General features: G+C 42.2%; 20 protein-coding genes. 11 read left to right on the plus strand and 9 right to left on the minus strand.

Going from position 1 to position 25492, the window contains the following annotated elements; translation table 11 throughout:
• The first annotated feature begins 137 nt into the window (after nucleotides 1-137).
• The 5 genes from HWQ44_RS30325 (at nucleotide 138) to HWQ44_RS30345 (ending at nucleotide 5538) form a co-directional block, all read left to right on the plus strand.
• Complete coding sequence (locus tag HWQ44_RS30325; RefSeq protein WP_292725716.1) at nucleotides 138-1295, plus strand: ATP-binding cassette domain-containing protein; 1158 nt, start codon at nucleotides 138-140, stop codon at nucleotides 1293-1295.
• A 439-nt stretch (nucleotides 1296-1734) separates the two neighbouring features.
• Nucleotides 1735-2061, plus strand: a complete 327-nt coding sequence (locus HWQ44_RS30330) for a DUF6825 family protein (protein WP_292725718.1) — start codon at nucleotides 1735-1737, stop codon at nucleotides 2059-2061.
• Between the two features lie 190 nt (nucleotides 2062-2251).
• On the plus strand, nucleotides 2252-3937 hold the full coding sequence (locus HWQ44_RS30335; RefSeq protein WP_292725720.1) for an AarF/ABC1/UbiB kinase family protein: 1686 nt from the start codon (nucleotides 2252-2254) through the stop codon (nucleotides 3935-3937).
• Nucleotides 3938-3954: 17 nt separating this feature from the next.
• A complete protein-coding gene (locus tag HWQ44_RS30340; protein WP_292725722.1) occupies nucleotides 3955-4692 on the plus strand; it encodes a Stp1/IreP family PP2C-type Ser/Thr phosphatase in 738 nt (245 codons plus the stop codon).
• 648 nt (nucleotides 4693-5340) lie between these two features.
• Nucleotides 5341-5538 carry an NblA/ycf18 family protein gene (locus HWQ44_RS30345; protein ID WP_041565841.1) on the plus strand — a complete coding sequence of 66 codons (198 nt, stop codon included), beginning with the start codon at nucleotides 5341-5343 and terminating at the stop codon, nucleotides 5536-5538.
• A 474-nt stretch (nucleotides 5539-6012) separates the two neighbouring features.
• Here HWQ44_RS30345 and HWQ44_RS30350 read toward each other — a convergent pair whose 3' ends face one another.
• The 4 genes from HWQ44_RS30350 to HWQ44_RS30365 form a co-directional block, all read right to left on the minus strand.
• A complete protein-coding gene (locus tag HWQ44_RS30350; RefSeq protein ID WP_292725724.1) occupies nucleotides 6013-7566 on the minus strand; it encodes a serine/threonine-protein kinase in 1554 nt (517 codons plus the stop codon).
• An 850-nt stretch (nucleotides 7567-8416) separates the two neighbouring features.
• Complete coding sequence (locus HWQ44_RS30355; protein WP_292725726.1) at nucleotides 8417-9430, minus strand: glycosyltransferase family 2 protein; 1014 nt, start codon at nucleotides 9428-9430, stop codon at nucleotides 8417-8419.
• A 306-nt stretch (nucleotides 9431-9736) separates the two neighbouring features.
• Nucleotides 9737-10183, minus strand: a complete 447-nt coding sequence (locus HWQ44_RS30360) for a hypothetical protein (RefSeq protein WP_273762642.1) — start codon at nucleotides 10181-10183, stop codon at nucleotides 9737-9739.
• 144 nt (nucleotides 10184-10327) lie between these two features.
• Entirely contained in the window at nucleotides 10328-11572 is a 1245-nt protein-coding gene (locus HWQ44_RS30365) for an anhydro-N-acetylmuramic acid kinase (RefSeq protein ID WP_292725728.1), read from the minus strand.
• A gap of 711 nt (nucleotides 11573-12283) precedes the next feature.
• On the opposite strand from HWQ44_RS30365, the gene HWQ44_RS30370 reads away from it, so the two are divergent.
• The 3 genes from HWQ44_RS30370 (at nucleotide 12284) to HWQ44_RS30380 (ending at nucleotide 16610) form a co-directional block, all read left to right on the plus strand.
• Entirely contained in the window at nucleotides 12284-13087 is an 804-nt protein-coding gene (locus HWQ44_RS30370; RefSeq protein ID WP_292725730.1) for a hypothetical protein, read from the plus strand.
• Nucleotides 13088-13575: 488 nt separating this feature from the next.
• On the plus strand, nucleotides 13576-14991 hold the full coding sequence (locus HWQ44_RS30375) for a folate/biopterin family MFS transporter (RefSeq protein WP_292725731.1): 1416 nt from the start codon (nucleotides 13576-13578) through the stop codon (nucleotides 14989-14991).
• A 122-nt stretch (nucleotides 14992-15113) separates the two neighbouring features.
• Nucleotides 15114-16610: a carotenoid oxygenase family protein gene (locus HWQ44_RS30380; protein ID WP_292725733.1), complete on the plus strand. Its 1497-nt coding sequence runs from the start codon at nucleotides 15114-15116 to the stop codon at nucleotides 16608-16610.
• 4 nt (nucleotides 16611-16614) lie between these two features.
• Here the strand turns inward: HWQ44_RS30380 and HWQ44_RS30385 are convergent, their stop codons facing one another.
• The 5 genes from HWQ44_RS30385 to HWQ44_RS30405 form a co-directional block, all read right to left on the minus strand.
• Entirely contained in the window at nucleotides 16615-17772 is a 1158-nt protein-coding gene (locus HWQ44_RS30385; protein ID WP_292725734.1) for a universal stress protein, read from the minus strand.
• Nucleotides 17773-17975: 203 nt separating this feature from the next.
• A complete protein-coding gene (kdpC, locus tag HWQ44_RS30390; protein ID WP_292725735.1) occupies nucleotides 17976-18578 on the minus strand; it encodes a K(+)-transporting ATPase subunit C in 603 nt (200 codons plus the stop codon).
• A 335-nt stretch (nucleotides 18579-18913) separates the two neighbouring features.
• The gene (kdpB, locus tag HWQ44_RS30395; RefSeq protein ID WP_292725736.1) at nucleotides 18914-21019 is read right to left on the minus strand and encodes a potassium-transporting ATPase subunit KdpB; all 2106 of its coding nucleotides are present in this window, start codon (nucleotides 21017-21019) and stop codon (nucleotides 18914-18916) included.
• A 178-nt stretch (nucleotides 21020-21197) separates the two neighbouring features.
• Entirely contained in the window at nucleotides 21198-22883 is a 1686-nt protein-coding gene (gene kdpA, locus HWQ44_RS30400) for a potassium-transporting ATPase subunit KdpA (RefSeq protein ID WP_292725738.1), read from the minus strand.
• 384 nt (nucleotides 22884-23267) lie between these two features.
• Entirely contained in the window at nucleotides 23268-23420 is a 153-nt protein-coding gene (locus HWQ44_RS30405) for a hypothetical protein (protein WP_292725740.1), read from the minus strand.
• Nucleotides 23421-23679: 259 nt separating this feature from the next.
• On the opposite strand from HWQ44_RS30405, the gene HWQ44_RS30410 reads away from it, so the two are divergent.
• From HWQ44_RS30410 to HWQ44_RS30415, 3 genes are all read left to right on the plus strand, one after another.
• Entirely contained in the window at nucleotides 23680-24234 is a 555-nt protein-coding gene (locus HWQ44_RS30410) for an acireductone dioxygenase (protein ID WP_292725742.1), read from the plus strand.
• Between the two features lie 255 nt (nucleotides 24235-24489).
• The gene (locus tag HWQ44_RS33715) at nucleotides 24490-24582 is read left to right on the plus strand and encodes a DUF4351 domain-containing protein (RefSeq protein ID WP_366931406.1); all 93 of its coding nucleotides are present in this window, start codon (nucleotides 24490-24492) and stop codon (nucleotides 24580-24582) included.
• An 84-nt stretch (nucleotides 24583-24666) separates the two neighbouring features.
• Nucleotides 24667-25335 (plus strand): DUF1345 domain-containing protein, encoded by a 669-nt coding sequence (locus tag HWQ44_RS30415; RefSeq protein WP_292725744.1) that lies wholly within the window; start codon nucleotides 24667-24669, stop codon nucleotides 25333-25335.
• Nucleotides 25336-25492 lie beyond the last annotated feature (157 nt).

Consider the following 25492-nt stretch of genomic DNA (forward strand, 5'->3'; position numbering starts at 1 on the left):
ACAGAGTTTGATCTTGCTCACGAGTTAGAAATACTCTTAAACGAGCGCCCATATATAAGTCACCTCATGTCGATGCATTCTCTGTATTTACTTATCTTTACATAGTCTGGTTTTTTTATGCCCACCTACTTAATCACATGGATTTGGAAGCGTTAGAAAGCTTGAGACAGTTTCTTTTAAATTTTACTGGTGCATATGTAATTGTCTCCCACAAACCTTTTTTCTTAGACCAGGTGACAGATATTACCTGGGAACTTACACCTGTTGGTTTGAAAGTATATGGAGGTAATTTTTCTCAGTATCGAGAACAAAAAGAAATCGAGTTAGAAGCAGCATTGCGATCGCACGAAGCCGCCAGAAAGGAACTCAAGCGTACCCAAGCCACAGCTATGCAAGAACAGCAACGCGCAGCCCAATCTAGTCGCAATGGTCATGCCAAGTTTCTTAATGGTAGTATCGATAGAATGGCAGCAGGACTGATTAAAACTAAAGCTGAGGTGTCTACCGGAACTGCGAAAAAGAAACATGAAGCAGCAGTAGCAAAAGCTAATCAAAAGGTTGCAGAGACGAAGGTAAAAACTACGAAAGTAACGAGTATTCAGCTAGAAGAAAAAAATCAAAAGCGCCGAAATCTCATTCATATCCAAGGTGCAAATCTTAGGGTATCAGAACGTCTATTGATTCAAAATATTCAACTGCATGTATCATCTGGCGATCGCATAGCGATTATCGGCGCAAACGGTTCTGGTAAATCGAGTTTGGTAAAAGCAATTTTAGGAATGCAAAACCAAGCAGCGGTTTTAGAATCAGGTGATGTTTTGCTTGCACCAGCGATGAAAGCTGTATATCTCGATCAAACCTACGAATTGGTAAATCGCCGACACACAATTCTGGAAAATATGCAAGCTGCCAATCCTAATCTCAGCTATCAGCTTTTGCGTCAACAGTTAGGACACTTCCTCTTTAAATATGATGACGTTCACAAAAGCGCCTCTGTGCTGAGTGGAGGTGAGTTAGCAAGATTAGCGATCGCTATGATCAGTATCTCAGAAATCGATCTGCTGATTCTCGATGAGCCAACTAATAACCTGGATATTGAAACTGTTGAACAAATGGTAGTAGGTATCAATGATTACCAAGGAGCGCTTTGGGTAATTTCCCACGATATCGATTTCCTCAGCCGGATTAACATTACCCAAGGTTTCAAATTGAAAGAACAAACTTTGCAAATGACGACTTATTTACCGAGTACACCAGAGCAATATTATCGAGAGTTGCTGGAATGTCATCAATAAAGCGATCGCTTGTAGTGCTTTGATTGTCAACTCTCGATTTACTGCCCACACAATTAACATTGCTTCATAAAAATTCCCAGATGCATATAGGAATCTTCCTCTGGAGTTGGTGGCGGTGCGATCCCCTCAATTTGTTTTTCTAGTTCTATTTCTAACTAATTCCCTAATCTCTGGCAAAATTGGAACTAGTGCCGCAAGGGGCGGAAACTGGTTAAACCTCCAACCACTGGCTAAACAAAAGGTGCTTGACAATGCTGGCAATCAATGAATACTTCTTGTAACTTCTCAAAGATTGTCGGATCTCATAGAATTTCATCAAGGATTTTTTCTACTCAACCAGTTTAGCGATCGCCAAGGCCAAATCTCTAGCTCCCCAGCAGAAGCCGTAAAGCATACAGGCAAGTTATAATTCTCTTGCGGTGCAACGTAACAAAAATTTATGAGTAATCCCCTTGTGCAAGCCTTTTTCGTAGGTAGAGCGGTAGCTGAAGTAGTTAATGAGCGTTTAGAGGTCGTCTTGACCGATGCTTTGAGTGATTTGGGCAAATTTGATGCCGAAGCTAGAGAGCAGTTACGCCAGTTTACAGAAGAAGTCCTAGAGCGGGCAAATCGGGCAACAGAATCAGCTAATGCAGGTCAAGCTACCACAGGTACTAGACAAGCCAATTCTGATTCCGGTGACTTGCAAGCAGATATTGATGAATTACGAGCAGAAATTGCCCTGTTACGAACAGAATTGCAACATTATCGCAGAACTTCCGCATAAATTTTTTTTTAGTCATTAGTCATTGGTCATTAGTCATTGGTCAAAAATTATGCACAAATGACATAGACGCGCCAGCGGCTTCCCGCAGGGTAGGACAAATGACAAAGGACACTTAAGAAAAAATAGTTTAGGAATCAGAGTGTCTTTTCTTCCAAGTGATTCGGTTGCAAACCAACGGTACACAAAGTATATGGAACAAGGTTATTCAGATAAAGCATACCGTTGGAATCGGGAAAAATACTCTAGCAGACGGCGTTTTGTGGATATTTGGTCTTTTGTATTGACCTTATTGTTCAAACTTTGGCTATACAACAAATCTTGGAGTTATCCGGGTGGTGTGACTGAGGCAAAGCAAGCTGCAAGACGCAAAACCCAAGCGGTTTGGATTCGCAATACCCTACTAGATTTAGGGCCAACCTTCATCAAAGTTGGGCAACTGTTTTCTACCCGTGCTGATATCTTCCCTGGTGAATATGTAGAAGAACTAGCCAAGTTACAAGACAAAGTACCGGCATTTAGCTATGAGCAAGTAGAAGCAACCATTGAGAAAGAACTAGGCAAGAAAATTCCTGAACTGTTCCATAATTTTGAACCTATTCCCTTAGCTGCTGCTAGCTTGGGGCAAGTACACAAAGCTGTGCTGCATACTGGGGAATCGGTTGTTGTCAAGGTGCAACGTCCTGGACTCAAGAAGTTATTTGAAATAGATTTACAGATTCTCAAGGGAATTACTCGCTACTTTCAAAACCATCCCAAATGGGGACGGGGGCGAGATTGGTTGGGTATTTACGAAGAATGTTGCCGCATTCTTTGGGAAGAAATTGATTATCTCAACGAAGGTCGTAACGCCGATACTTTTCGCCGGAACTTTCGCGGCTATGATTGGGTAAACGTCCCCAGAATCTACTGGCGTTACGCTACTTCCAGAGTTCTAACTTTAGAATATCTCCCTGGAATTAAAATTAGCCAATACGAAGCTTTAGAAGCAGCAGGTTTGGATCGAAAAGCGATCGCTCGTCAAGGCGCTCAAGCCTACTTACTCCAATTACTCAATAGTGGCTTTTTCCACGCCGATCCTCACCCAGGTAATATTGCCGTTAGTGCAAATGGCGCTCTAATATTCTACGATTTCGGGATGATGGGGCGGATTAAGTCCAATGTCCGCGAAGGATTGATGCAAACATTGTTTGGTATTGCCCAAAAAGATGGCGATCGCGTTGTGCAGTCTTTGATCGATCTAGGCGCGATCGCCCCAACCGATGATATGGGCCCAGTGCGGCGTTCCGTCCAGTATATGCTGGATAATTTCATGGATAAGCCCTTTGAAAACCAATCCGTCGCAGCAATCAGTGACGACCTTTATGAAATAGCTTATAATCAGCCATTTAGATTTCCAGCAACCTTCACTTTTGTGATGCGAGCCTTTTCTACTCTGGAGGGGGTAGGCAAGGGTCTAGATCCAGAGTTTAACTTTATGGAAGTTGCCAAACCATATGCAATGCAGCTTATGACCGATATGAATGGTTCTGAGGGGAATAGCTTTCTTAACGAATTAAGTCGCCAAGCAGCTCAGGTAAGTAGTACTGCGTTTGGTCTACCACGTAGATTAGAAGATACACTAGAGAAGCTAGAGCGGGGAGATATGCGCTTGCGCGTTCGGTCTATAGAAACTGAACGGCTGTTGCGGCGGCAGAGCAGTATTCAGCTCTCAATAAGTTATGCTCTGTTAATCAGTGGTTTCACACTTTCAGCTACGATCTTAGTGGTTAGCAATCATGTATGGTGGGCACTAGCGCCTGGTTTAATCGCAGCAGGGCTTTCAGTGATCTTAATCAGACTACTTTTACGCCTTGACCGTTACGATCGTATGTATTAATTGTTGCAAAAAAAATTATGAAACTTAATTTCACGGGTTTTAGCGATCCGGGACTTATTCGTTCTAATAATCAGGATGCTTACTATATCGACCCAGAGGGGCGGTTTTTCGTTGTCGCCGATGGTATGGGAGGTCATGCGGGAGGTGAGGAGGCAAGTCGGATTGCCACTAAGGAAATTCAGGCATATTTGGTGGCGAATTGGCAATCTCCTAAATCTTCTCAAGAACTGCTAGAGCAAGCTTTGTGGGGAGCCAATGAAGCGATTTTGCACGATCAGCAAAATCATCCCGAACGCGCCGATATGGGTACAACGGTTGTAGCGGTAATTTTTCGCGCCCCAGAATCGCCCTGGTGCGGTCATGTTGGCGATTCCCGGCTGTATCGCTTTCGAGAGTCGCACTTAGAACAGGTAACGGAAGACCACACTTGGGTAGCACGGGCAATCAAAATCGGTGACATCACTTTAGATGAAGCGCGATCGCATCCTTTTCGTCATGTATTATCACGCTGTTTGGGGCGTGAAGACTTGCATCAAATTGATGTGCAACCACTAGATGTAAAAGTTGGCGATCGCCTGCTGTTATGTAGTGATGGTCTCACAGAAGAACTTGTCGAACAAAAGATTGCTAGCTGCCTCCAAGAAACTCCTTGGGTTGATAAAGCCGCCATTTCTCTAGTCGAGGCTGCCAAAGAGCATGGAGGGCACGATAACATCACAGTTGTTATCGTCTCGCTCGAAGAAAATAGTCATTAGTCATTGGTCATTGGTCATTGTCCAAGGACAAAGGACAACTGACAAATGACTAATCCGGTAAATATACTCAGTAATTTGTTCAGCGTGAGCATTTTTCCTTTTTACAATTTGATACAAATATTTTTAGCCTCCAAAATGACTTCAGGAGGCTAAATTTTCATAGATTGGTAAATTGACATCTTGCACGTAATAAGGTAGAGCGACTATAATTCACGCTTATTACCATTCATTCCCCAACCTCCTTAAAATCCCTGCCCTCCGAAACTTCCTCCTCACTGGGGGAGACAGCATCTTAGTTTTTTGTTTAAGAAAAACTATAGATGGTTAAGGATAGCACCTAATCTTCTCCTCAAAGGAGAGTTGTGCACAGCAGAAAGGAGCCAGGGAGGTAGTTATACCTTTCTTAAGGCAAATAGAGCCTATTTTCCGAAATATGGTTCGGCTGACTTGGGTGGTATATCAGTAGGATTAGGTGCAAGATATTAGAGCATAAAAAGTCCACACTTCGGATGTGGGCAACCTGTCAAACAATTGTTATCTTTCTTAATACGGAGGAACAAATGTTGGACAGATATAAGTCCAAATATTATCCCATTTGGACTTCTGTGAGCGATATCACGTTTAAGCGTTGTTTTTTCGGAGTTAACTATGAATCAACCAATGAAACTATCCTTGGAACAGCAATTCAGCATCTGCTCATTTGCTACTCAGGTACAAAACATGAGCCACGATCAAGCTAAAGACTTTTTAGTAAAGCTCTATGAGCAAATGGTCGTCCGCGAGGCAACTTATCAAGAACTTCTTAAGCATCAGTGGGGCTTAGATTCCGGTTCCACTATGGCATAGAGTCGTTCTAATGTCGCAGTGGGCGACCTCCTTCTCTTGCTTGGTTCCAAGGAGGAAAAGAGCTGGGGATGTCGGGGCGTCAACTTCGATAAGTAATTTCACAATAACGGCACAAAAGTTCAATTCAGAAAGTTAACGGAGAATGAGTAAACATTGTCTACGCCATATCTGCTGGAGTATAGACCTAGCTTTAGCTTTGTAGGCTAGATTCATTGTTTGCTTTAGCCAAACTTCTTTTAGTTTCGTCGTCTAGTCTGAGAATCACACCTGCGTAAATTTACAATCTCCTGGAACATGTACACAGGAAGATTCTGAGAGAATTTAGATAGCCTTGTTTTGGCAGCCAGTGATTTCACTCTTTATACATATAACTAGAACTTACATCTTTATATATATTTTGTTTATAAAACTTTACATTCTGTGAGTAACCAACTCTTAGTTCCATCTAAAACATATAACATTAAGAAATTATGCCTAGCTGGAAAGATCGTATGGAGAATCTGTATCAATACTTTCCAGTTTTGCTAGAATTTGAGGCTTAATCTTTTCGTACTCGCTTTTGAGCAAGTTTTTACTGATTTGCGAATCAGCACAGGACATTAAGGTGTTACTCATGGCGACCCACTCTTGCAGTCGTTGGCGCTGGGCAGAGGCGACGCTGGAAAGTAAGATATGGGTACAGCGATTTGGTGTTTCTCGTGCAAAGAATAACAGGCGGTAGTAACCTGTGTGCTGTAATAACCGAGCAATTTCTTGACCAAGACTGGTTTTGAGATCAAGGTAATAAGGTAACCATTTAGCACCATGTTTGCGGTTGTAGATGACAGTAATCCATAGCAGCATCGGGTGGGGAATAGAGATGAACAGAAATTGGTTATAGCGGGTACAGAGTAAACGCTTTTGAATTTCTTCTTGCGGTAGCATCACCCACAGGGCTGGTAAAACCTCCCCATTGGTATGAATGGGCTGGGGAAAGACAATATCGGCAATTGGTTTATTTTGAGGCCAGGAAATAGCACGAGCGATTTCATCATTTGACCAGGATATCCGCAAATCGGCTTTTGTCTTTTGTTCAAGCTCATTGCTCACTGTAGCAGCAGGAACTAGGGCATGGCTGTCTTGCTTAATTTTGCGTGTATGCTCAGGCTTTTCTAGAGATGCTAAAATTCTGAGAATTTCAGTGATATTTTGGGGGCGATCGCGTGCTACTTTAGCTAGACAACTCATCACCAAATTTTCGATTTCTTTTGGTAGCTCCAATCCAGGCGCAACCTCAGTAAAAGAACGTGGTTTTTGATAGTGATGTGTTTTATACCATGCTCCAAAAGAATGAGTTGGTGCTACCAGTGGCATTTTGCCTGTGAGCATCTCAAACATCATGACGCCCAAACTATAAATATCAGCACGGTTGTCTAATTCCTTACCCTCCATCTGTTCGGGAGAAGAATAAGCCAATGTCCCCAAATAGAATTTTGTATGGTCGCCATCTGACTGTAATAACTTAGCAATACCAAAATCTAGAACCTTGACTAATTCTCCGAAACTGGGATCTTGAATCACCAGCATATTGCTTGGCTTGACATCGCGATGGATGATTGGGCAAATAGTGCCATCAACTGGGATGCCATCATGGGCGCACTGTAACCCCAGGCTGAGTTGACGCGCCATACTTAGGAATCTTGGTAAAGGCAATCGTTGCTTGCGAATAATGTTGTTCAGGCTTTGTCCTTGTAGGTATTCCATGACGTAGAACGGGGTATTATTGTCATCTACGCCATAGTCCATAACTCGAACGATGTGGATGCTTTTTTGCCCTAGTAAAGCACAGGTTTTTGCTTCTCGCTCAAAGCGGTCTTGCAATCGCATCTTTTCATTTTGGATTGATAGAGCGAGAAACTTAACCGCAACAGGTACACCTCCCAACAAAGTATCTTTAGCACGATAAACCCGACCCATTGCTCCAGTACCGATTAACTCCTGGAGTTGGTAGCGTTTGCTGAGTAAGCGACCAATGTTGGGGTCTGACATAGAGAATTTGAATCCAAAAGCAGGTTGTAAGTGTTTGGGAGGAAAAGTGCATTCAAACTGATATCTGAATTATTGCGCCCAGAAATGACTTTCTAGGCTAGTATCGCAAGCTAGAAGTTGGAAGTCAAAAGGCAAAAAGCTTATTCTATAAGCTTTTGTGCTATTTTTAATCGTTACTCTATATTAGGCGGTGCTATAGTAGCTTTTTCAGTTCTTTTTTAGAGGATTGAAACCATAATCTGGCAGTTTGCAACCGAGACAGTTATTACAACTGGTGCAACATGCCAGATCAAACAAGCAGAAAGGTTAGATTTATAATGACGCTTTGTACCATTTTGCACTTTAATTATGTTGTAGTTTTAGTTTGCCCAATTTTGACTAAATAGATAACTCTAGGATCTGCCAAAAACCTTAATTACGGAAGTACCACACTCACCACAGAGTTTTGAGAACTGAGTAATGAGTGCGGAGTTTGGAATTGCGCTATGCCCTAAAGGGTCTCTCCTTCTCTACGAGATGCCCCTTGGCGTTGGCAAAAGATCACACTGGCTTGGCTACACAAACGAAAAGCTGCCTCATCAGGTTAACAAACCTTTCAATTTGCATTAATCCACAGAGGTAGACCTTGCTTGTGTAGTAGCAAATTATATTCACCCAATATTTTTAAAACATCCTCTTATTGCCTGACCAGATTTTTAACATTCAAGCTTATTATGACTATGTAAGGAATGGATTATTTATTGATAGAACTGTCATTGAATAATCATCATTCCTTTTTCCGAATAATTTGGTTTGTATTAAGCAGAACCAGTCACAGTTTTATGCAAATTACATGCTCATGTTCTTGCTACTAATTGGTAGTTTTTTGCTTTTTTTGAATATTAGGATAAATGTCAAAACTGGATTTATTACCCATTATATAGTACTGAATTCGACGTTCGATAATATTATTCAATCGGGAAAGGAAATCATAAAAAAAGCCCGGATTTTTTCTGATTTCTGTTAATGCTATTAACCATTTTCCTTGTTTTAGCGGCTCTACAACTTGAAGGTAAGCTAGATTTTTCTTATAGACTGCAAGATTAGAAGACAAAGCACACATTAAAGCTGGATTTTTTTTCACAACATCTTGTTGCATGAAATAATTAGTAGCTTTGCAGTATTGATTTAGACGTGGTAATTGGCTTTGATATACAAGAGAACCAGAGCGTGAACGGTAGTAGTAATAGGGTTTTGGTTCAATGAAAAAGCGAGCTCCTTTGATTAAGCATTTCATATCAAGCCAAAAATCTTGACCCATCCTGATATCTTCATCGTACTCGATGCCGTGCTTAACTAGAAATTCTCGTTTGAATAGAGGCTTGCTTAAACCAAGATGCAACCCTGTTTGCCCATAGACATCAGTTTCTACAAAATAAACGATATCAATTTGGAGGATTTTCTCTATACTTTCTCCACTTTCTTGAATCAATGTACTCCAAGGAGATATTGCACCATCTTTGATTAAATAAATATCATCAGCAATCATGTCTGCATCTATTTCATTTGCCAAAGACACAAGTTTTTCCAATCTTTCGGGAGCATACCAATCATCTGAATCAAGCACAGCAATCCATTCTCCTTGGGCTGCTCTCAGGGCACGATTACGCGCAGCAGCAGCCCCAAGGTTTTGTTGATTAACTATAACTTTCAGACGTTGGTCTGTAAAACTTTTAGCGACTTCTACAGTTTTATCACTTGAACTATCATCGACTATGATAACTTCAATATCAGTGAGCGTTTGCTCTAAGGCTGACTCTATTGCCTTCGCAATATAAGCTTCAGTATTATAAGCAGGGATAATCACAGAGACTTTAGGATTCACGGAACTGAACTCCTGACTACTGACTACACGGTTAGGTAAAAATGCTAAAATCCTGATGATAATTTGAGAATTTATTCTTTACTATAAGTAGATAGGTGTAAATAATTCAAGATTTGTAGTAAGCGGCTCTAGCCCTCAAAATAGGGCTAGAGCCGCTTACTACAAGCCTATTTAAGGAATTTTCTATTGCGTAATATAGTTTGATTAATTTATTCTTGCCTACTTACAACTTAGTATGTAGGCGAGAATAAACGATTTTTAATGCTTGCTCTATCTTTGCTGTGTTGTACTGGCTATTTACTGCCCTTAAGTTGACTGACGCTCTAGGCTAGCTTCCATTGTGTTAGTTAAAAAATGACCAGCCAAGATGCCACTACTGAGGTAGTATGTATCTTCTGAAATCCGGTGTAGGGTTTCAAAGCCACTACGACGCTGACGATCGCCTAGTACCCAGTAACGCTGTACAATAGTGTCCAGACCAATCCAGCCCTCACCTTCAACCTGCCCCAAAATATTGTGTTGTAGTAAAAAAGTATACTGTCGCTCTCCATCATGCAGCCGCCCCTTGTATTGGAGAGAGATTTCTGAGCGATCGCTACCTGGGAATATCAGTTTTGTAGCCATAGTAAACCAGTTATCTCGATTCCAAGCTACCAAGGTCATACCCTTGACGCTGATTGGCATACCATTACGTTCTAGCCAATTTCCTTGCATTGCCCAGCGTCCTGGTTCCAATAAAAAAGTATGAGCCACCTTTTATATTCCCTGCCTTGATCGAGTGCCGCCAAGACTACAGTTATAGCAGTGCTAAGTTGCGTTAGCGATAGCGGGGCGTTTAGCCCATGAAGAATGAAGAAATTTTTTTATCTTGTTTATTTATTGTTCCAGTCTCAGGACTTAGGACTGGCCTTGGTGAATTTCTCCTAAAAGCACTTCTCGAGGCGCTCCAGTGGCAGTAGGTAGGTTGCCAGGGATACCCAAATGTCGCCAGTAAGCTAAAACTGCAAAGGCGATCGCTTCTTTGAAATCTGCACTCAAGCCGACTTCATCTGTAGTCCAGACTGGTATTGATGTCAACAACACCTGTAATCTTTGTTTCAAATAGAGATTGCGACTACCACCGCCACATAATAGTACCCTTTGTGGCATTTCCGGCAAAAAAGTGCGGTAACTATGAACAATTGAAGCAGCTGTTAGTTCCGTGAGAGTTGCCAGTAGGTCAGCGGGACTGAGTTGGTAAGCTTGGGCGTCTTTTAAACACTGATGTAGGTAAGTCACACCAAATAACTCTCGACCAGTGGATTTGGGCGGCGGTAGATGAAAGTAGTCTTGGTTGAGCCATTGTTCTACTAATGGATCGCAAGGAGTACCACTGGCTGCCCAATTGCCATTTTCATCGTAAGTTTTAGCACCAGCGCTTAAATGCTCTACCGCTAGATCCAACAGACTATTTCCTGGGCCAGTATCCCAAGCGCGAATTTTTGAGAGCCAGTCGCCATGCCGAGGCGGAATATAAGCAACATTACCAATACCACCAATATTTTGAATACAACGCCCTTCTTCAGGATGACTGAGTAAATAGGCATCTACTCTGGGCACGAGAGGCGCACCATGACCACCAATAGCGATATCAGCAACGCGAAAGTTGCTCACAGTTGTAATGCCCGTAAGATGGGCAATTAATTCACCACGCCCTAGTTGGAGACTGTAACCTAGTGGAGAGTGGACAGAGACGCGATTAATCGCGTCTGTACTAGGGAGTGGGGAGTCGGGAGTGCTTTTGTTTCCCATTCCCCTATCCGCAGGTGGTCGATGATAAACTGTTTGACCGTGGGAGCCAATGAGAGTGGCTGGCTGATGACCAATTTGAATATTTTGCGCGGCTTGGGCAAAGACTTGAGCGATCGCATCATCTATTTCTGCCAATTCTGCCATTGAGATAGCAACGCCTGCACCAACTGCCAATATTCTTTCTCTGAGTTCGGCTGGATAGGGATATGTTGTCCCAGCTAGCAACTCAACTTTGAGATCCAATTCTGTACCGGAAATCTCTACCAACGCAGCATCTATGCCATCTACGGATGTGCCACTAATTAAACCGATGATGCGAGTCGGGACAGCAACTTTTTCAGTCGGATGCATTGATCAAGATTCTTTTGTTGATTGCAAGAGGTAGTCTAATTCATGTTACTACCCATGTCAAAAAAACTCAGGTGGCATAGTTGACTGGAAAAAGACGAATTGTCAGAGAAGAGGAAAGAGGCAGCCGACAACTACCGATCAAATAACGTCGTATTCCCTTGAAGTAAAAAGAAGAATTTTAAAATTACAGCAATTCCAGAGTTATGAAATTTATTAGAACTATCTGGATATCTTGTGAAAATTGATGCAATCGGTTGTTGTAAAAAGATTGTGAAGCTAATCATACAGCAAAAGGCAGGTTATGTAATTCTCTTAAAGGAGAACCAAGGTAATCTTGATTATCAGGTTGAAAACCTATTCAGATAAGGCGTAATCACAGATTTTCAAGGAATTTGCATAGCACAATGCCTCATGTCTTCTTGACGTATAACCCTAAAAATATAAACTGCCTGCGAATTGCAAAATCGCATTTTTATAAATAAAGCTTTTTTACAATTTAGCACTGATAACTTCGTGCTTTCTATATAAAGCGATAGACATCACAGAACAGAGCATCAGTGATTTTCCTCTAAATAAAGTCCAGCAACTTACATTTTCATCTGGGTACAATCAAATAGAAAAAGTAGTAATCCCTCTGATGTTGGAACCTAGAATTACGTCGCACAATGAGGCTATGAACACGAGAGATTAAAAAACAAAAAGGATTGCTAAATGAAAAGTCTTTTAATTAAGTCCGCGATCGCTTCTGGTATTGTTTTGTCTTTAGCTACTGTTACCCGTCCTGTAATGGCTGCATCTTTTTCAGTAACAATAGAAAACGCAGGCGCACAAAATGCAAATTTATCAAATCTTGTTAATGCTCATGTAGAAACTTTTGATGGAGAAACACAAGGTTACAGTGCAACAGGCTTTCAATGGAATGAGGGATCAACAAATATTGGTAGCTATCAGAATACTCTGGTCGTGAATGCAGACCAATATGGTGGTGCTGGTGGAAAAGACAAATATTTTGATGTAGACACGAATAGATCAGGTAATGGTCAAAAGGTTTCTACCCTCAATTTGCAAACCCCACAAAGTTACTTTGGACTTTGGTGGTCTGCGGGAGACGCTAATAACGTAATGACATTTCTTTCACAAGGTCAGACTGTCTTTTCGATGACTACTGCTGATGTGGTTAGTTATATCGCCAATCTACCAAATAAAGACAGCTACTACGGTAATCCTAATTCGACATTCAAAAATCAAAATACTGGAGAACCCTACGCGTTCATCAACTTCTACGATGTTGGCGGAACTTTTGATCAGATTCAATTCACCAATGTTGGTGGATCTGGTTTTGAATCAGATAATCACACAGTCGCCACTGGCTACAAGAGTATCACCGGAGATGTAGTTACTCAAGCAGTTCCTGAGTCTTCTTCTGTATTAGGAGTTTTTGCAATTGGTTTTGTGGGTGCTGCTTCAGTTATGACTCGTCGAGTCAAGAAAAAGTCAGTTTTGCAATTGTCATAAGTCTAGCGGCTTGCAAAAAAGACAATTTCCGGCTCACATTAAGGGTCTTCTGCACTTCTGATGATAATTAAGGGAATGTCACTCTCAAGCGATCGCCACTTTCATAGCACTGCCTTCAAGCAGTACTATGAAAGATACCAATTCTAATTCAGTAAGATTTGCCTGATTTTCTCTATGCCTTACTCCCAGGCTCCACTTCACCTAGCGTGCCGTAGGCAGGATTTCAGAAGTTCCAGCGAAAAGTCAACATTAAATACAAGTTAGGGTGAGTTTACCTAAGTAAGCTCACCCTAATTGTTTTGCCATTTCTTTTATGAGCATCGACTCTACAACACTTAGACAATGCCCAGATTTTCTCCTGCTTCAGCTTGGAGATGCCGGCATTAACCAGCCTACAGGCTTAACTTGGCATATAACTGATCCTCAAGCCCAGGTCTTAAGAATCGATATGATAGAAAAGTAAATAAAATTTAAAAAATATTTATCGAATGGTGGTTCAATCATCTGGCTTGTCCAAGGTTAAAGACTCATTAACACAAAAAATCTTTTTGGGTAATAAACCCAATGCGGAGTTAATTGCAATTCTCACGGTTTACTTTGTCCAAGGAATTTTAGGGCTATCGCGTTTAGCTGTGAGCTTTTTTCTCAAAGATGAACTGTTGCTTAGTCCAGTCCAGGTGTCGGCACTATTGGGAATTGTCTTTCTACCTTGGATGATCAAGCCAGTGTTTGGTTTTATCTCTGATGGCTTGCCTATATTTGGTTATCGTAGGCGACCTTACTTGATTTTATCCGGGATACTAGGAACTGCTTCCTGGATGAGTCTGGCTACAATAGTTCATACTAGCTGGGCAGCTACGTTAGCGATCGCTCTTGGTTCTCTCTCCGTCGCCATGAGTGATGTCATAGTTGACTCACTGGTTGTGGAACGAGCTAGAGGCGAATCGCAAGCAAAGGCTGGTTCATTACAATCTCTATGCTGGGGTGCTTCTGCGATCGGAGGTTTAATAACAGCATACTTTAGTGGTCTACTGCTTCAATACTTTACTACCCGTACCGTCTTTGGAATTACCGCCTTATTCCCTCTCATCGTCTCAGGGGTAGCTTGGTTAATTGCTGAGTCCCCCGTTAGTAAAGATGCTCAAGATAGCAATCAGACCAACTCTTTACCAATCAAACATCAACTGGGGCAGCTACGCCAAGCCATTAGCCAAAAAACAATTTGGCTACCAACGGCGTTTATCTTCATCTGGCAAGCTACCCCAAATGCTGAGTCAGCCTTTTTCTACTTCTCTACCAACGAACTCCACTTTGAACCAGAATTCTTGGGACGGGTGCATTTGGTAACGAGTTTTGCCTCTTTAGCAGGTGTTTGGATTTTTCAACGTTTCCTCAAAAGCATCCCTTTTCGCGTGATTTTTGCTTGGAGTACTGTCCTTTCGTCAATTTTAGGAATGACGATGCTGTTGTTAGTGACTCACACAAACAGGCGGTTAGGTATAGATGACCACTGGTTTAGTTTGGGTGATAGCCTGATTCTCACTGTGATGGGGAAAATTGTCTTTATGCAAGTGATGGTGCTAGCAGCAAGGCTTTGTCCCTCTGGTGTGGAAGCGACATTATTTGCCCTGTTAATGTCGGTGTTTAATTCAGCAGGAACGGTTTCCCATGCATTCGGAGCATTAATCACGTATTGGCTGGGGATTACCGCAACGAACTTTGAATCACTTTGGCTATTGGTGCTAATTACTAATCTCAGCACCCTATTACCCCTACCATTTATCAACTGGCTACCTGCTGCTGAAGAACAAACTGAGGCATCCAAAGATGGGGAAGAAGCGTTTTTGCCAGATTTGATGTCTGAATTGGTACTGAGAGAACCAGAGTCGAAAATAGTCGAATAGTGTAATAAATCTCACCCTAAGTCGAGCTAGTTTGCTGCCTTTGCGTTGTACTAAAGTTGCAAAACAATTCTTTGTAGCTGTTAACATATTTTCGTCCAAAATAACAAGAAAAAACAAAGTATATGCGTTTGAAAAGTCAAGAAACCCCAGTTACAGAAAAATCCTACACTCGTGCAGACTGGCAAGGAGGATATCAATCTCTCACTCAAGAGTTTGATTATTGGATTGATGATATAGAAGGGCAAATTCCCACAGAGTTACAAGGTACGCTGTTTAGAAATGGCCCCGGTTTGCTGGATGTGAATGGGCAACCTCTTCATCACCCATTTGATGGGGATGGGATGATTAGCAAAATTACCTTCACCAACGGCCGCGCTCATTTTCGCAACCGCTTTGTCCGCACAACGGGCTATTTAGCAGAGCAAAAGGCGGGAAAAATTCTCTATCGTGGTACTTTTGGCACTCAAAAACCCGGCGGTTGGCTAGCTAACATTTTTGACTTCAACCTCAAAAATATCGCCAATACAAATGTTATCTATTGGGGTGGCAAACTGCTAGCAATGTGGGAAGCGGCGGAACCATATCGCCTCGATCCTTATACTCTTGAAACGCTGGAAAATGAATATTTTAATGGTGCTTTGTCAGCAGGTGAAGCTTTCGCAGCACATCCGCGCGTGGAAAACAATTGTTACCAAGATGGAGGCGCACCTTGTCTCGTCAACTTCTCAATTAAGCCAGGATTATCTACCACAATTACTATTTTCGAGCTAAACTCAGCGGGTGAAATTGTCAGACAGCACGCTCATAGTGTTCCTGGTTTTTGTTTCATTCACGATTTTGTTATTACTCCCAATTACTGCATCTTCTTTCAAAATCCTGTCACCTTTAATCCCATACCTTTCGCCTTGGGAATACGTGCGGCGGGAGAATGTATTAAATTTCAGCCAAATAAGCCAACTCAAATTCTAATTATTCCCCGCTTCCCCAAAGAAGGGCAAGAACAAATAAAAACTCTGGAAACTAATTCTGGTTTTGTCTTCCACCACGTTAATGCTTTTGAGGTGGGAGAGGAAGTTTTGATTGACTCGATTTGTTACCAAAATTTACCAGAAGTGGAACCCGAAAGCGATTTTCGACAAGTTGATTTTGAAGCTTCTTCACCTGGGCAACTTTGGCGATTTTGTCTGAATATAAAGGATGGGACAGTCGGGCGGGAATTGATTGATAGCCGCTGTTGTGAATTTCCCAGTATACATCCGGCGAATGTGGGACATCCTTATCGATATCTATATATAGGTGCGGCTCATGCAGAAACTGGCAATGCTCCCTTACAAGCATTGCTGAAAATTGATTTAGAGTCTGGAGAAAGACAAGTTTGGAGTGCTGCACCCCGTGGTTTTGTCGGTGAACCGATTTTCGTCCCGCGCCCAGGTTCCGAAAAGGAAGATGATGGTTGGGTATTAGCTTTGGTTTATGATGCTACCCATCACCACTCAGATTTGGTAATTTTGGATGCTAGTGATTTCTCTAAAGGAGCAATTTCGCGGCTACATCTGAAGCATCATATCCCCTATGGTCTACATGGAAGCTTTACTTCTGAGGTTTTTGGGGAAATTTGATCTCTTATTTGGGTGAAACCATTTTTTCGCTAGCAATGATGTGCAAATCGATATTTTTGAGCAAGCGTACCAATTTTTGCGTCAAAGATCCTTTGAGGAGCATTTGCCAGCGCGATCGCTGACTCTCTCCAATTACAATTTGGGTAATCCGATATTTCTCGGCGACTTCAGCGATCGCATTGGCGATGTTACTGTTGGTAACACGAAGAAAAGTACCTTCAAATTCTTTACAGAGTTTCTCACAAGTGTGGATGTGTAAGCTTTCCTCTTTGGTGAGAAAGCGCTCTGGCTCGGCAACGAACAAGGTATAAAGGGGCGCGTTCATATAATTAGCCAGCCTTGCACCCCGACGTAACAGTTGCACTGAGTTGGGATAGGTGGATACACACACCAAAACCCGCTCGTGAATATTACAAGATTGCCCATTGGGAGTAGAGGCGATCGCATTTTCTTCCACGTTGTCTGCTACTTCGCGCAAAGCCAACTCCCGCAAAGCAATCAGATTACGGCGTTGAAAAAAATTATCAAGGGATTGTTGGATTTTTTGCGGTGCGTAAATCTTGCCTTCTAATAACCGTTCTTGCAATGTTTCCGGCGTAATATCTACCACTAGTATTTCACTCGCTTCATCCATAATCCTGTCAGGAACACGCTCACGGACTACCACACCTGTAATTCTGGCCACTAAGTCATTGAGACTTTCCAAATGTTGGACATTCATTGTGGAGTAGACATCAATACCTGCTGCCAAAACTACTTCTACATCTTCGTAGCGTTTTTCGCGTGGGGAACCAGGGACGTTGGTATGGGCAAGTTCATCGATTAAGACTAATTGGGGCGATCGCTTTAAGATAGCATCTGTATCCATATCCGTTAATGTCAACTCACCCCGAGGATATTGCTTGCGGGGTACAATCTCCAGTCCCTCTGCCTTTTCAGCTGTCTCCTTGCGTCCGTGGGTTTCCAAAAGCCCAACGATCACATCAATTCCTTCCTGCTTGAGTGCGTGTCCCTCTTCCAGCATCCGGTAGGTTTTGCCTACTCCAGGAGCCATGCCAATAAAGATTTTATGCTTACCCCGTCGTCGTGCTGGATAAAGCGAGTAATTTACAGAATTTAAAGGTGCAGTGCCAGCCGAACCAGTATTACTATTATCTGACATTTCATTTTTGGTTCCTATCGCAATCCTATTTCATCGGAAAACAGCACTTTACCCATGCCCAATACCCCTCAACAGTGCTGAGTACTGTTAGCGGATAGCTAGGGTTTAGCCTGTGCTGAGTACCGAGTAGGACATCTCACTTATTTACTCAGGACTTAGAACTCAGAACTCGAAACTGTTTTGCCCCATGCCCCAATCCCCATTTACTGATTTTGCTGACGATTAATATCTTGCAAGTCAAGAGCATAATTCAATCGGAGAACATTGACTCCTGGCTCGCCAAAAATCCATAAAAATCTGCCATCAGTATACTTATTAATTAAACGTAGGATCTCATCTTCTTTTACTCCACGCGCCCCAGCAACCCGCGTCAATTGCTGCCGTGCTGCTTTAAAGGAAATATGCGGATCTAAACCGGAAGCAGAAGTATAAATTACATCAGCGATCGGTTGAAGATTTTCGTCTCGCAATTGATTTGCCTGTTCAAGAATCCGCTTTAGTAGCTCTGGATTGCTTGCAGCAAGATTGCTGGCTCCAGATATGCCAGTTGGCTTGGCTTTTTTCCCTTGGCTATATCTAACAGTACTGGGACGAGGATGGAAATATCGCTCAGATGTGAACACCTGACCAATTAAAGCCGAACCAATTGGTTCATTATTTAGATTCAGCATGATGCTGCCATTAGCTTGATAGGGCAAAAAAACTTGACCCACTACAAGGATTATTAGAGGATAGATGATTGCAGTCAACAACCAAAGCATTAGAGTTATGAAAATTGCTCTGATGGTTTCTCGAATAATAGCCATAAAAAGTTTTCCAATTGCTCCTAGAATTTTATTTTTTATTTTTTATTTTTAATTCTTTTGCCCACGTAGTAGAACGTTTTAGGGTGCTGTTAGCAACAGCATAAACAACTGGGGCAGTTACCACATTCAAGCACAGCAGGATAAAAATAGCGAGTGATATGTGTTGTTTACGCCATTGCAACCAAACAAAGGATATTGCCGAAGCAGTGCTGAGTGAAAACGATGTTTATTCATATTCTTCTTGTTGTCCCTCTCAACAGGTAAAAGTAAAAATGTTTATTATTTTACTTTGGTCAAGATGCGATCGTTTCACAGCGTCTCTACTTTTGCTGTCTTTAAGCCAAGCCTACAACTGTAATCAGTATATCGATCAACTTAATGGCGATAAACGGCGCAATCATCCCACCTAAGCCGTAAATTAAGATATTGCGTTGGAGTAGCTGATTAGCTGTCAGGGGTCTAAATCGCACACCCTTTAATGCCAATGGAATCAAAGCGGGAATAATCAAAGCATTATAAATTAGCGCTGATAGTACAGCAGATTTAGAGCTAGTCAAATTCATAATATTCAGGCTTTGCAGGTTAGCAGCGACAAATATCACTGGGATAATTGCAAAGTATTTAGCAATATCATTAGCGATAGAAAATGTCGTTAATGCCCCGCGAGTAATCAACAATTGTTTGCCAATGCTAATGATATCGATCAGCTTTGTGGGATCGGAGTCCAAATCGACCATGTTGGCGGCTTCTTTTGCAGCTTGCGTCCCTGTATTCATAGCGACACCGACGTTAGCTTGGGCTAATGCTGGAGCATCATTAGTTCCATCTCCCGTCATGGCAACCAGTTTACCTGCTGCTTGTTCCTTTTTAATGACGCTGATTTTGTCTTCTGGTGTGGCTTCGGCAATGAAGTCATCAACGCCTGCTTCTTTGGCAATGACAGAAGCTGTAATTCGGTTATCTCCAGTCAGCATGATGGTACGCACTCCCATCCGTCGCAGTTGTTCAAAGCGATCGCGGATACCAGGTTTTACAATATCTTTGAGATAAACAATCCCATAGATTTCGTTATCTAGGCTGACTGCTAGGGGTGTACCTCCCAGGCGAGAAACTCGTTCGTAGACAGCAGCCAATTCTGGGGTATCGCGTCCGTTGCGGGAACGGACAAATCCTTTAATGGCTTCTACTGCTCCCTTTCTAGCCTCGTACCCACCGGGTAAGTTAGTGCCACTCATACGGGTTTTGGCGGAAAAACTAACTCCTTCTGCTTGACTGGAGTCAAAATCAAACCGGGCGCCTAATTTTTCTGCCAGTCGAACAATGGATTTACCTTCTGGTGTATCGTCAAAGACACTAGCCGCCCATGCAACATTAGCAATTTCTGACATTGAATGACCGTTGACGGGGATAAACTCTTCCGCCAAACGGTTGCCGAGGGTAATTGTACCTGTCTTATCAAGAACTAAAGTATTGACATCACCACAGGCTTCTACTGCTCGTCCTGAAGTGGCAATGACGTTAAATTGAGCAACTCGATCCATACCAGCAATGCCGATGGTACTTAGTAGGCCGCCAATAGTTGTAGGAATTAACGCTACTAATAAGGCAATCAAAATTGGCACGCTGACTGGACTGTTGACATAGTAAGCAAGTGCAGGCAAGGTTACTACAACTAACAAAAACACTAAGCTCAGAACTGCCAGCAATACTGTCAAGGCAATTTCATTGGGTGTTTTGCTGCGTTCTGCCCCTTCCACCAAGGCAATCATCCGGTCAATAAAGCCTTTGCCGGGGTCAGATGTAATGCGGATAATTAGTTCATCTGAAATAATTCGCGTTCCACCAGTGATCGAACTAGCAACGTCGGAGCCTGATTCTTTTAAGACTGGTGCGGATTCCCCAGTAATTGCCGATTCATCCACTGAGGCGACACCCATAATTACTTCGCCATCGGCAGGGATGATATCGCCAGCAACAACGTAGATAGTATCGCCTTGCTTGAGACTGGTGGATGAAACTTCACTAATTGTGCCGTCGGGAGCAAGTTTTTTAGCGATCGTCTCTGATTTAGTCGATCGCAAGGTATCGGCTTGGGCTTTACCCCGCCCTTCTGCCACTGCTTCCGCAAAATTAGCAAACCAAACTGTAAAGAATAAAATCCCCGACAACAAACCGTTGAAAAGTTGCGGATTTGTTTGGAGGGCTGGGCCAAATAGGTTGGGATCAATCGTTAGCAATAGAGTAATGATTGTCCCCACCCAAACCACAAAGATCACTGGATTTTTGATTGCATACTTAGGGTTGAGCTTGACAAAAGCATCTCTAATTGCTCTTAAGTACAGCCACTTTTTACTTGCCCTGGCCTTTTTACGTCCTTGGCGGCGATCGCCAGAACGAGAATTTGGGCGTCTAGCTTTGGAGTTAGTTGCCACGTGATTCATCAATAAAGTTTTAGGAGTGAGAAGTTAGGAGTTAGAGTTAGAAGTTAGGAGTTATTAGGAACTTCTAATAAAAAAATATCCAACCTGTAGGGTGCGTTAGTAACGCAACCTACGAAACCGGATAATTTATTTATTTTTTGGTATTTTCTTAATTCCAAACTTATAACTCATAACTTTTCTAACTGCCAGATGCTAGCTTTAAACCCTCAGCTATGGGGCCCAAAGCCAGAACGGGAAAGAAAGTCAACACTCCCAAAACCAGTGTCACTCCAGCGGTGATACCAGTAAACACCAGAGAATCAGTTCTTAGAGTACCGGGGGTTTCTTGTACTTGTTGTTTGCGAGACATGCCGTCAGCTAACAGCAGGATGGCAATCATCGGAATGTAGCGTCCTCCCATTAAGCTAACTAAAGTACTTAAATTCCACCACAGGGTGTTATCCCTCAACCCCTCTAAGCCGGAGCCATTATTTGCTGCTGCTGAGGCGTATTCATAAACTACTTGGGAAATACCGTGATAGCCAGGGTTGCTAATTCCAGATAGGGAGATGGGATAAGCCAAGGCGATCGCACTAGGAATTAAAACTAGAATTGGGTGAATCAACAGCACTACGCTGGCAAGGACGATTTCCCGCTTTTCAATTTTGCGTCCTAAGAACTCTGGGGTGCGTCCTGCCATTAGTCCAGTTAGGAACACTGTGAGAATTAAGTAAATGAATAGGTAAGCTGTTCCAGTTCCCTGACCACCCCAGATAACCTGGATAAATAAGTTGAAGAGAGTCGAAAATATTCCTTGTGGCATCAAAGAATCGTGCATCCCATTCACAGCGCCAGACATAGTAGCAGTAGTCATCACTGCCCAGAATGCCGTCTGTGCCCAGCCAAATCTAACTTCTTTACCTTCTAAATTGGGTTGTTCTAATCCAAAAGCGTTATTAACAAGGGGATTACCTTGTAGTTCTCCTACGGCTGTCACTCCCACCAGAACTACAAAAATCACAAACACCATCCAAAAAAGTAGCCAAGCTTGTTTGATGTTGTTGGCAAATATACCGTAGGTGTAAATCAAGGCTGCTGGTATAGAAATCATGGCGATCATTTCTATCAGGTTAGAAGCGCCATTGGGATTTTCAAAGGGGTGAGCTGAGTTGACGCTAAAAAAGCCTCCGCCGTTCTCGCCCAAAAGTTTAATCATTTCAAATGATGCCACTGGCCCTCTGGCAAGATATTGTGTCCCGCCTTCTAAGGTTCTCACATCCATAGTCTTAGCTAATGTTTGTGGTACACCTGCTACAAGCAAGGCGATCGCTCCAATAATCGAAATCGGCAGCAATATTCGCGTAATTCCACGGACGAGATCGACGTAAAAATTTCCCAGTCTTCTCCCCGTCAACCCACGAATAAAGGCAATTCCCACGGCTAAACCGGTGGCTGCGGAGGTAAACATCAAAAAGCCTAAAGCCGCTACCTGACTAAAATAGCTTAAGGTTGTCTCACCTGCATAGTGTTGTTGGTCGGTATTCGTGACGAATGAAATCGTTGTATGCAGCAATACATCCCATTTAGGCGCACCGAAGCTGTTTGGATTCCAGGGTAAGAGTCTTTGAAAATATATCAACAAATACACTGCAATACCCATAATCAGGTTGGTAGACAGTGCAGCTCGGATATATTGCCAACCCGTCATATCATCTTTTCTCCGAACACCCGCGAGTACAAACATACTTCGCTCTATGGGGTTCATTAAAAAATCAAGCAGTGTTCTTTCTCCCAAAAAGACATGCGCTATGTATTTTCCGAGTAGTGGAGTAATTGTTATGACAATACACAGCGTTAAGCCTATTTGCAAAAAACCTTGTCCCATATATTTTGCGCTAAATTAAATTTAAGTGCTAGCAAGTCAATTCTTAGAAATAACAGATTAACTGTTGGAGTATTTGATTTTGAGGGATTTACTATTTTCAGTTATTACTATTTTCCAGAAACTTGTTAAAGTTTTTGTTAAGAATATTTATTTTTTAATCTTAATTCATCTATCTCACTGCTTAGGATTATTTGTTTATACAATACATTTTCAAAGTTTGCTAGTTTCAAATAATATAAATATCCCAGAGAATTTTATTCATCGGATTAGGGATTGTAAGGTTGTGGTTATCTAAACCAATCATGGGCATATTGGCATCAATACTCATTTACCACAAAGTAGCAATGCCTACGGTGGTAAACTACGCTATAGCTAACCAATGGATTAAATTTTGTTGTCCAGCCCGTCTGCGTAAAGTCCTCGCTCAGTGGTGACAATCACAAACCAATCTCCTGGGATGCTTTGGCTTACATAGCTAAATATTTCTATCACTTTTCTAGTCCATTCTCTTAATTCCTCACTTTTTCCTACCTGCATTCACCCTCCTGTACCTTGAAATTATCCCCTGTCTCTACCCAGAGGATTTCTGCTAAGTTCCATCAGATAAGTATTTTACCTGCTTATCTATGCCTTTCTTAAATACCTACCCTTGAAAGAAATGGGGGTTAAGGAGTGGGTGTGAATCAAATTAACAGGAGTCATCAGAAAAATAAACCCCGGTTTGTCAATCGGAAATAGTGGCTTTTTAGCTCGAAGTTGGGTATACTCTTCTTAACAGTTAATTAGTCTTTTTGTCATGGCTAACCTACTACTTGACGACGGCACAATTGAGAGTGATTTAGGCGAAATAGCTCGTGAACTTGCCCCTCTTGGCGTTCAACTCAGACACTACGACCCAGGAACATCGCTCCTCTTCCCCAATCTGCTAGACCAGGACGTTTTAACTGAGGCTGAAAAACGTTATTGTGTAGAACTCCATAACAGCGTCTTTGAATTTCTTCAGCAAGAAAATGGCGGTATCTGGTGTGACTTGCTAAATGTACATCCAGGTTCCTTCAATCTTCATCACCTGATAGCAAGCTACAGCCGTTACCATACTCATCCTGCCGCTGAACCCCTCTACGTGTTGGCAGGAGAAATGATTTATGGCTTCGTGCGACCAGATGGTAGTCAGGTACAGCTTTTAGTTCAGGCACAAGATTATCTCTACATCCTTGCTGGCGTTGAGCATTGGTGCAGCCCGACTGCATCGTTGAATTTCAAAGGGATACGCTATTTTGCAATCGCCGAAGGCTGGGTTCCCAATTATACAGGTACTCAAGTGAGTAATTCCCTCAACAAGCCGCATTAAAGCTTAATTTTATAATCGCAAACTGTGATATTTATTACTTAATGCTTTATAACGTTTCCCGACATAGCGAAGTACACCCGTAGGGGCACGGCACTGCCGTGCCCCTACAACTCGCGATATAATTTTGTACCGCATCTGAATGGGAACCGCTATAATCCCAAGCTCTATGGCAGTTTTGGCGCGAACGGATTCCCCTGAATCCTTGCTCTCTCAAGTTGCTGCTCAGGTAGATATGATTGAAGAACCCAGCCAGCTTTGACTCAATTAGAAGATTTAAGTGAGGCACTATTAGATTTATCGACAGCAGCGGATTTGATCAGTTGGTTCAATAATGTTAAAGAAAACTGACCACTTTACAATTTAGTGTGGTGTTTCACAGACACTTACAAATTAGTTAAACCGGACTATATAACATTTGCGATCGCAATATTTGTGAAACTTAATTTATTTAAAAACTTTGACTCCCGACCCCGACTGATTATTGCTGTCGGACTCGCTGTATTAGTTTTAGTAATCCTTCCGCATTCTCTGCACTTACCCACACGCATCCTCTGCGTTTGGAACTTCGGCGCTGACTTCTTCTTAGGTGTAACGTGGTGGAAAATGATCAAGGCTACGCCAGAAAAAATTCGCCGTTATGCTGAGAGTGAATATGAAGGACATTTGGCTATATTCATGTTGGTGATTGCTGCGGCTTGTGCCAGTGTTTTAGCTATTGGGTTTTTACTAAGTGATAAAAAAGAGTTGTCAACAATTCTGCTTACCCTACATGTCATACTTTCAATTATGACCATTGTCGGTTCTTGGTTACTAGTGCATACGATGTTTGCAGTGCAATATGCACATAGCTATTACAAATATATTAGTCGTAATAATGGTGAAGAAATTATCGGAGGTTTAGATTTTCCTCATAATGACTATCCAGACTACTGGGAATTTTTATATTATTCTTTTGTAATTGGCATGACTAGCCAAGTTTCTGATGTGCAGACGACATCACGCGATATGAGGCGCTTGACTCTGTTACATGGCATATTATCCTTCTTTTTCAATACCACCATTGTAGCTATGAGTATTAATATCATTGCATCGCTGATTTAAAAAAATAGAAACTCTTTATATATGATTTTGAGTCCTACATTTTGTACCTCAATTACTGGCAAACTGCTGTATTCTTACACCAACTTACAGTCTGGTGTAATATCATGTTCGGGTAAAGACTTATCATTTAGACCGCAGGGGTGCAGGGGGCAGGGAG

The sequence above is a fragment of the Nostoc sp. JL34 genome (assembly GCF_017114945.1).
Lineage (GTDB): Bacteria > Cyanobacteriota > Cyanobacteriia > Cyanobacteriales > Nostocaceae > Nostoc.

Excerpts from the sequence above, each read along its gene's own strand:
- HWQ44_RS30380 (WP_292725733.1), top strand. The coding sequence starts at position 15,114 with ATGCGTTTGAAAAGTCAAGAAACCCCAGTTACAGAAAAATCCTACACT.
- HWQ44_RS30340 (WP_292725722.1), top strand. The coding sequence starts at position 3,955 with ATGAAACTTAATTTCACGGGTTTTAGCGATCCGGGACTTATTCGTTCT.
- HWQ44_RS30345 (WP_041565841.1), top strand. The coding sequence starts at position 5,341 with ATGAATCAACCAATGAAACTATCCTTGGAACAGCAATTCAGCATCTGC.
- HWQ44_RS30375 (WP_292725731.1), top strand. The coding sequence starts at position 13,576 with ATGGTGGTTCAATCATCTGGCTTGTCCAAGGTTAAAGACTCATTAACA.
- HWQ44_RS30385 (WP_292725734.1), bottom strand. The coding sequence starts at position 17,772 with ATGTCAGATAATAGTAATACTGGTTCGGCTGGCACTGCACCTTTAAAT.
- HWQ44_RS30325 (WP_292725716.1), top strand. The coding sequence starts at position 138 with ATGGATTTGGAAGCGTTAGAAAGCTTGAGACAGTTTCTTTTAAATTTT.
- kdpA (WP_292725738.1), bottom strand. The coding sequence starts at position 22,883 with ATGGGACAAGGTTTTTTGCAAATAGGCTTAACGCTGTGTATTGTCATA.
- HWQ44_RS30335 (WP_292725720.1), top strand. The coding sequence starts at position 2,252 with ATGGAACAAGGTTATTCAGATAAAGCATACCGTTGGAATCGGGAAAAA.
- HWQ44_RS30330 (WP_292725718.1), top strand. The coding sequence starts at position 1,735 with ATGAGTAATCCCCTTGTGCAAGCCTTTTTCGTAGGTAGAGCGGTAGCT.
- HWQ44_RS30410 (WP_292725742.1), top strand. The coding sequence starts at position 23,680 with ATGGCTAACCTACTACTTGACGACGGCACAATTGAGAGTGATTTAGGC.
- HWQ44_RS30350 (WP_292725724.1), bottom strand. The coding sequence starts at position 7,566 with ATGTCAGACCCCAACATTGGTCGCTTACTCAGCAAACGCTACCAACTC.
- HWQ44_RS30365 (WP_292725728.1), bottom strand. The coding sequence starts at position 11,572 with ATGCATCCGACTGAAAAAGTTGCTGTCCCGACTCGCATCATCGGTTTA.
- kdpC (WP_292725735.1), bottom strand. The coding sequence starts at position 18,578 with ATGGCTATTATTCGAGAAACCATCAGAGCAATTTTCATAACTCTAATG.
- HWQ44_RS30405 (WP_292725740.1), bottom strand. The coding sequence starts at position 23,420 with ATGCAGGTAGGAAAAAGTGAGGAATTAAGAGAATGGACTAGAAAAGTG.
- HWQ44_RS30370 (WP_292725730.1), top strand. The coding sequence starts at position 12,284 with ATGAAAAGTCTTTTAATTAAGTCCGCGATCGCTTCTGGTATTGTTTTG.
- kdpB (WP_292725736.1), bottom strand. The coding sequence starts at position 21,019 with ATGAATCACGTGGCAACTAACTCCAAAGCTAGACGCCCAAATTCTCGT.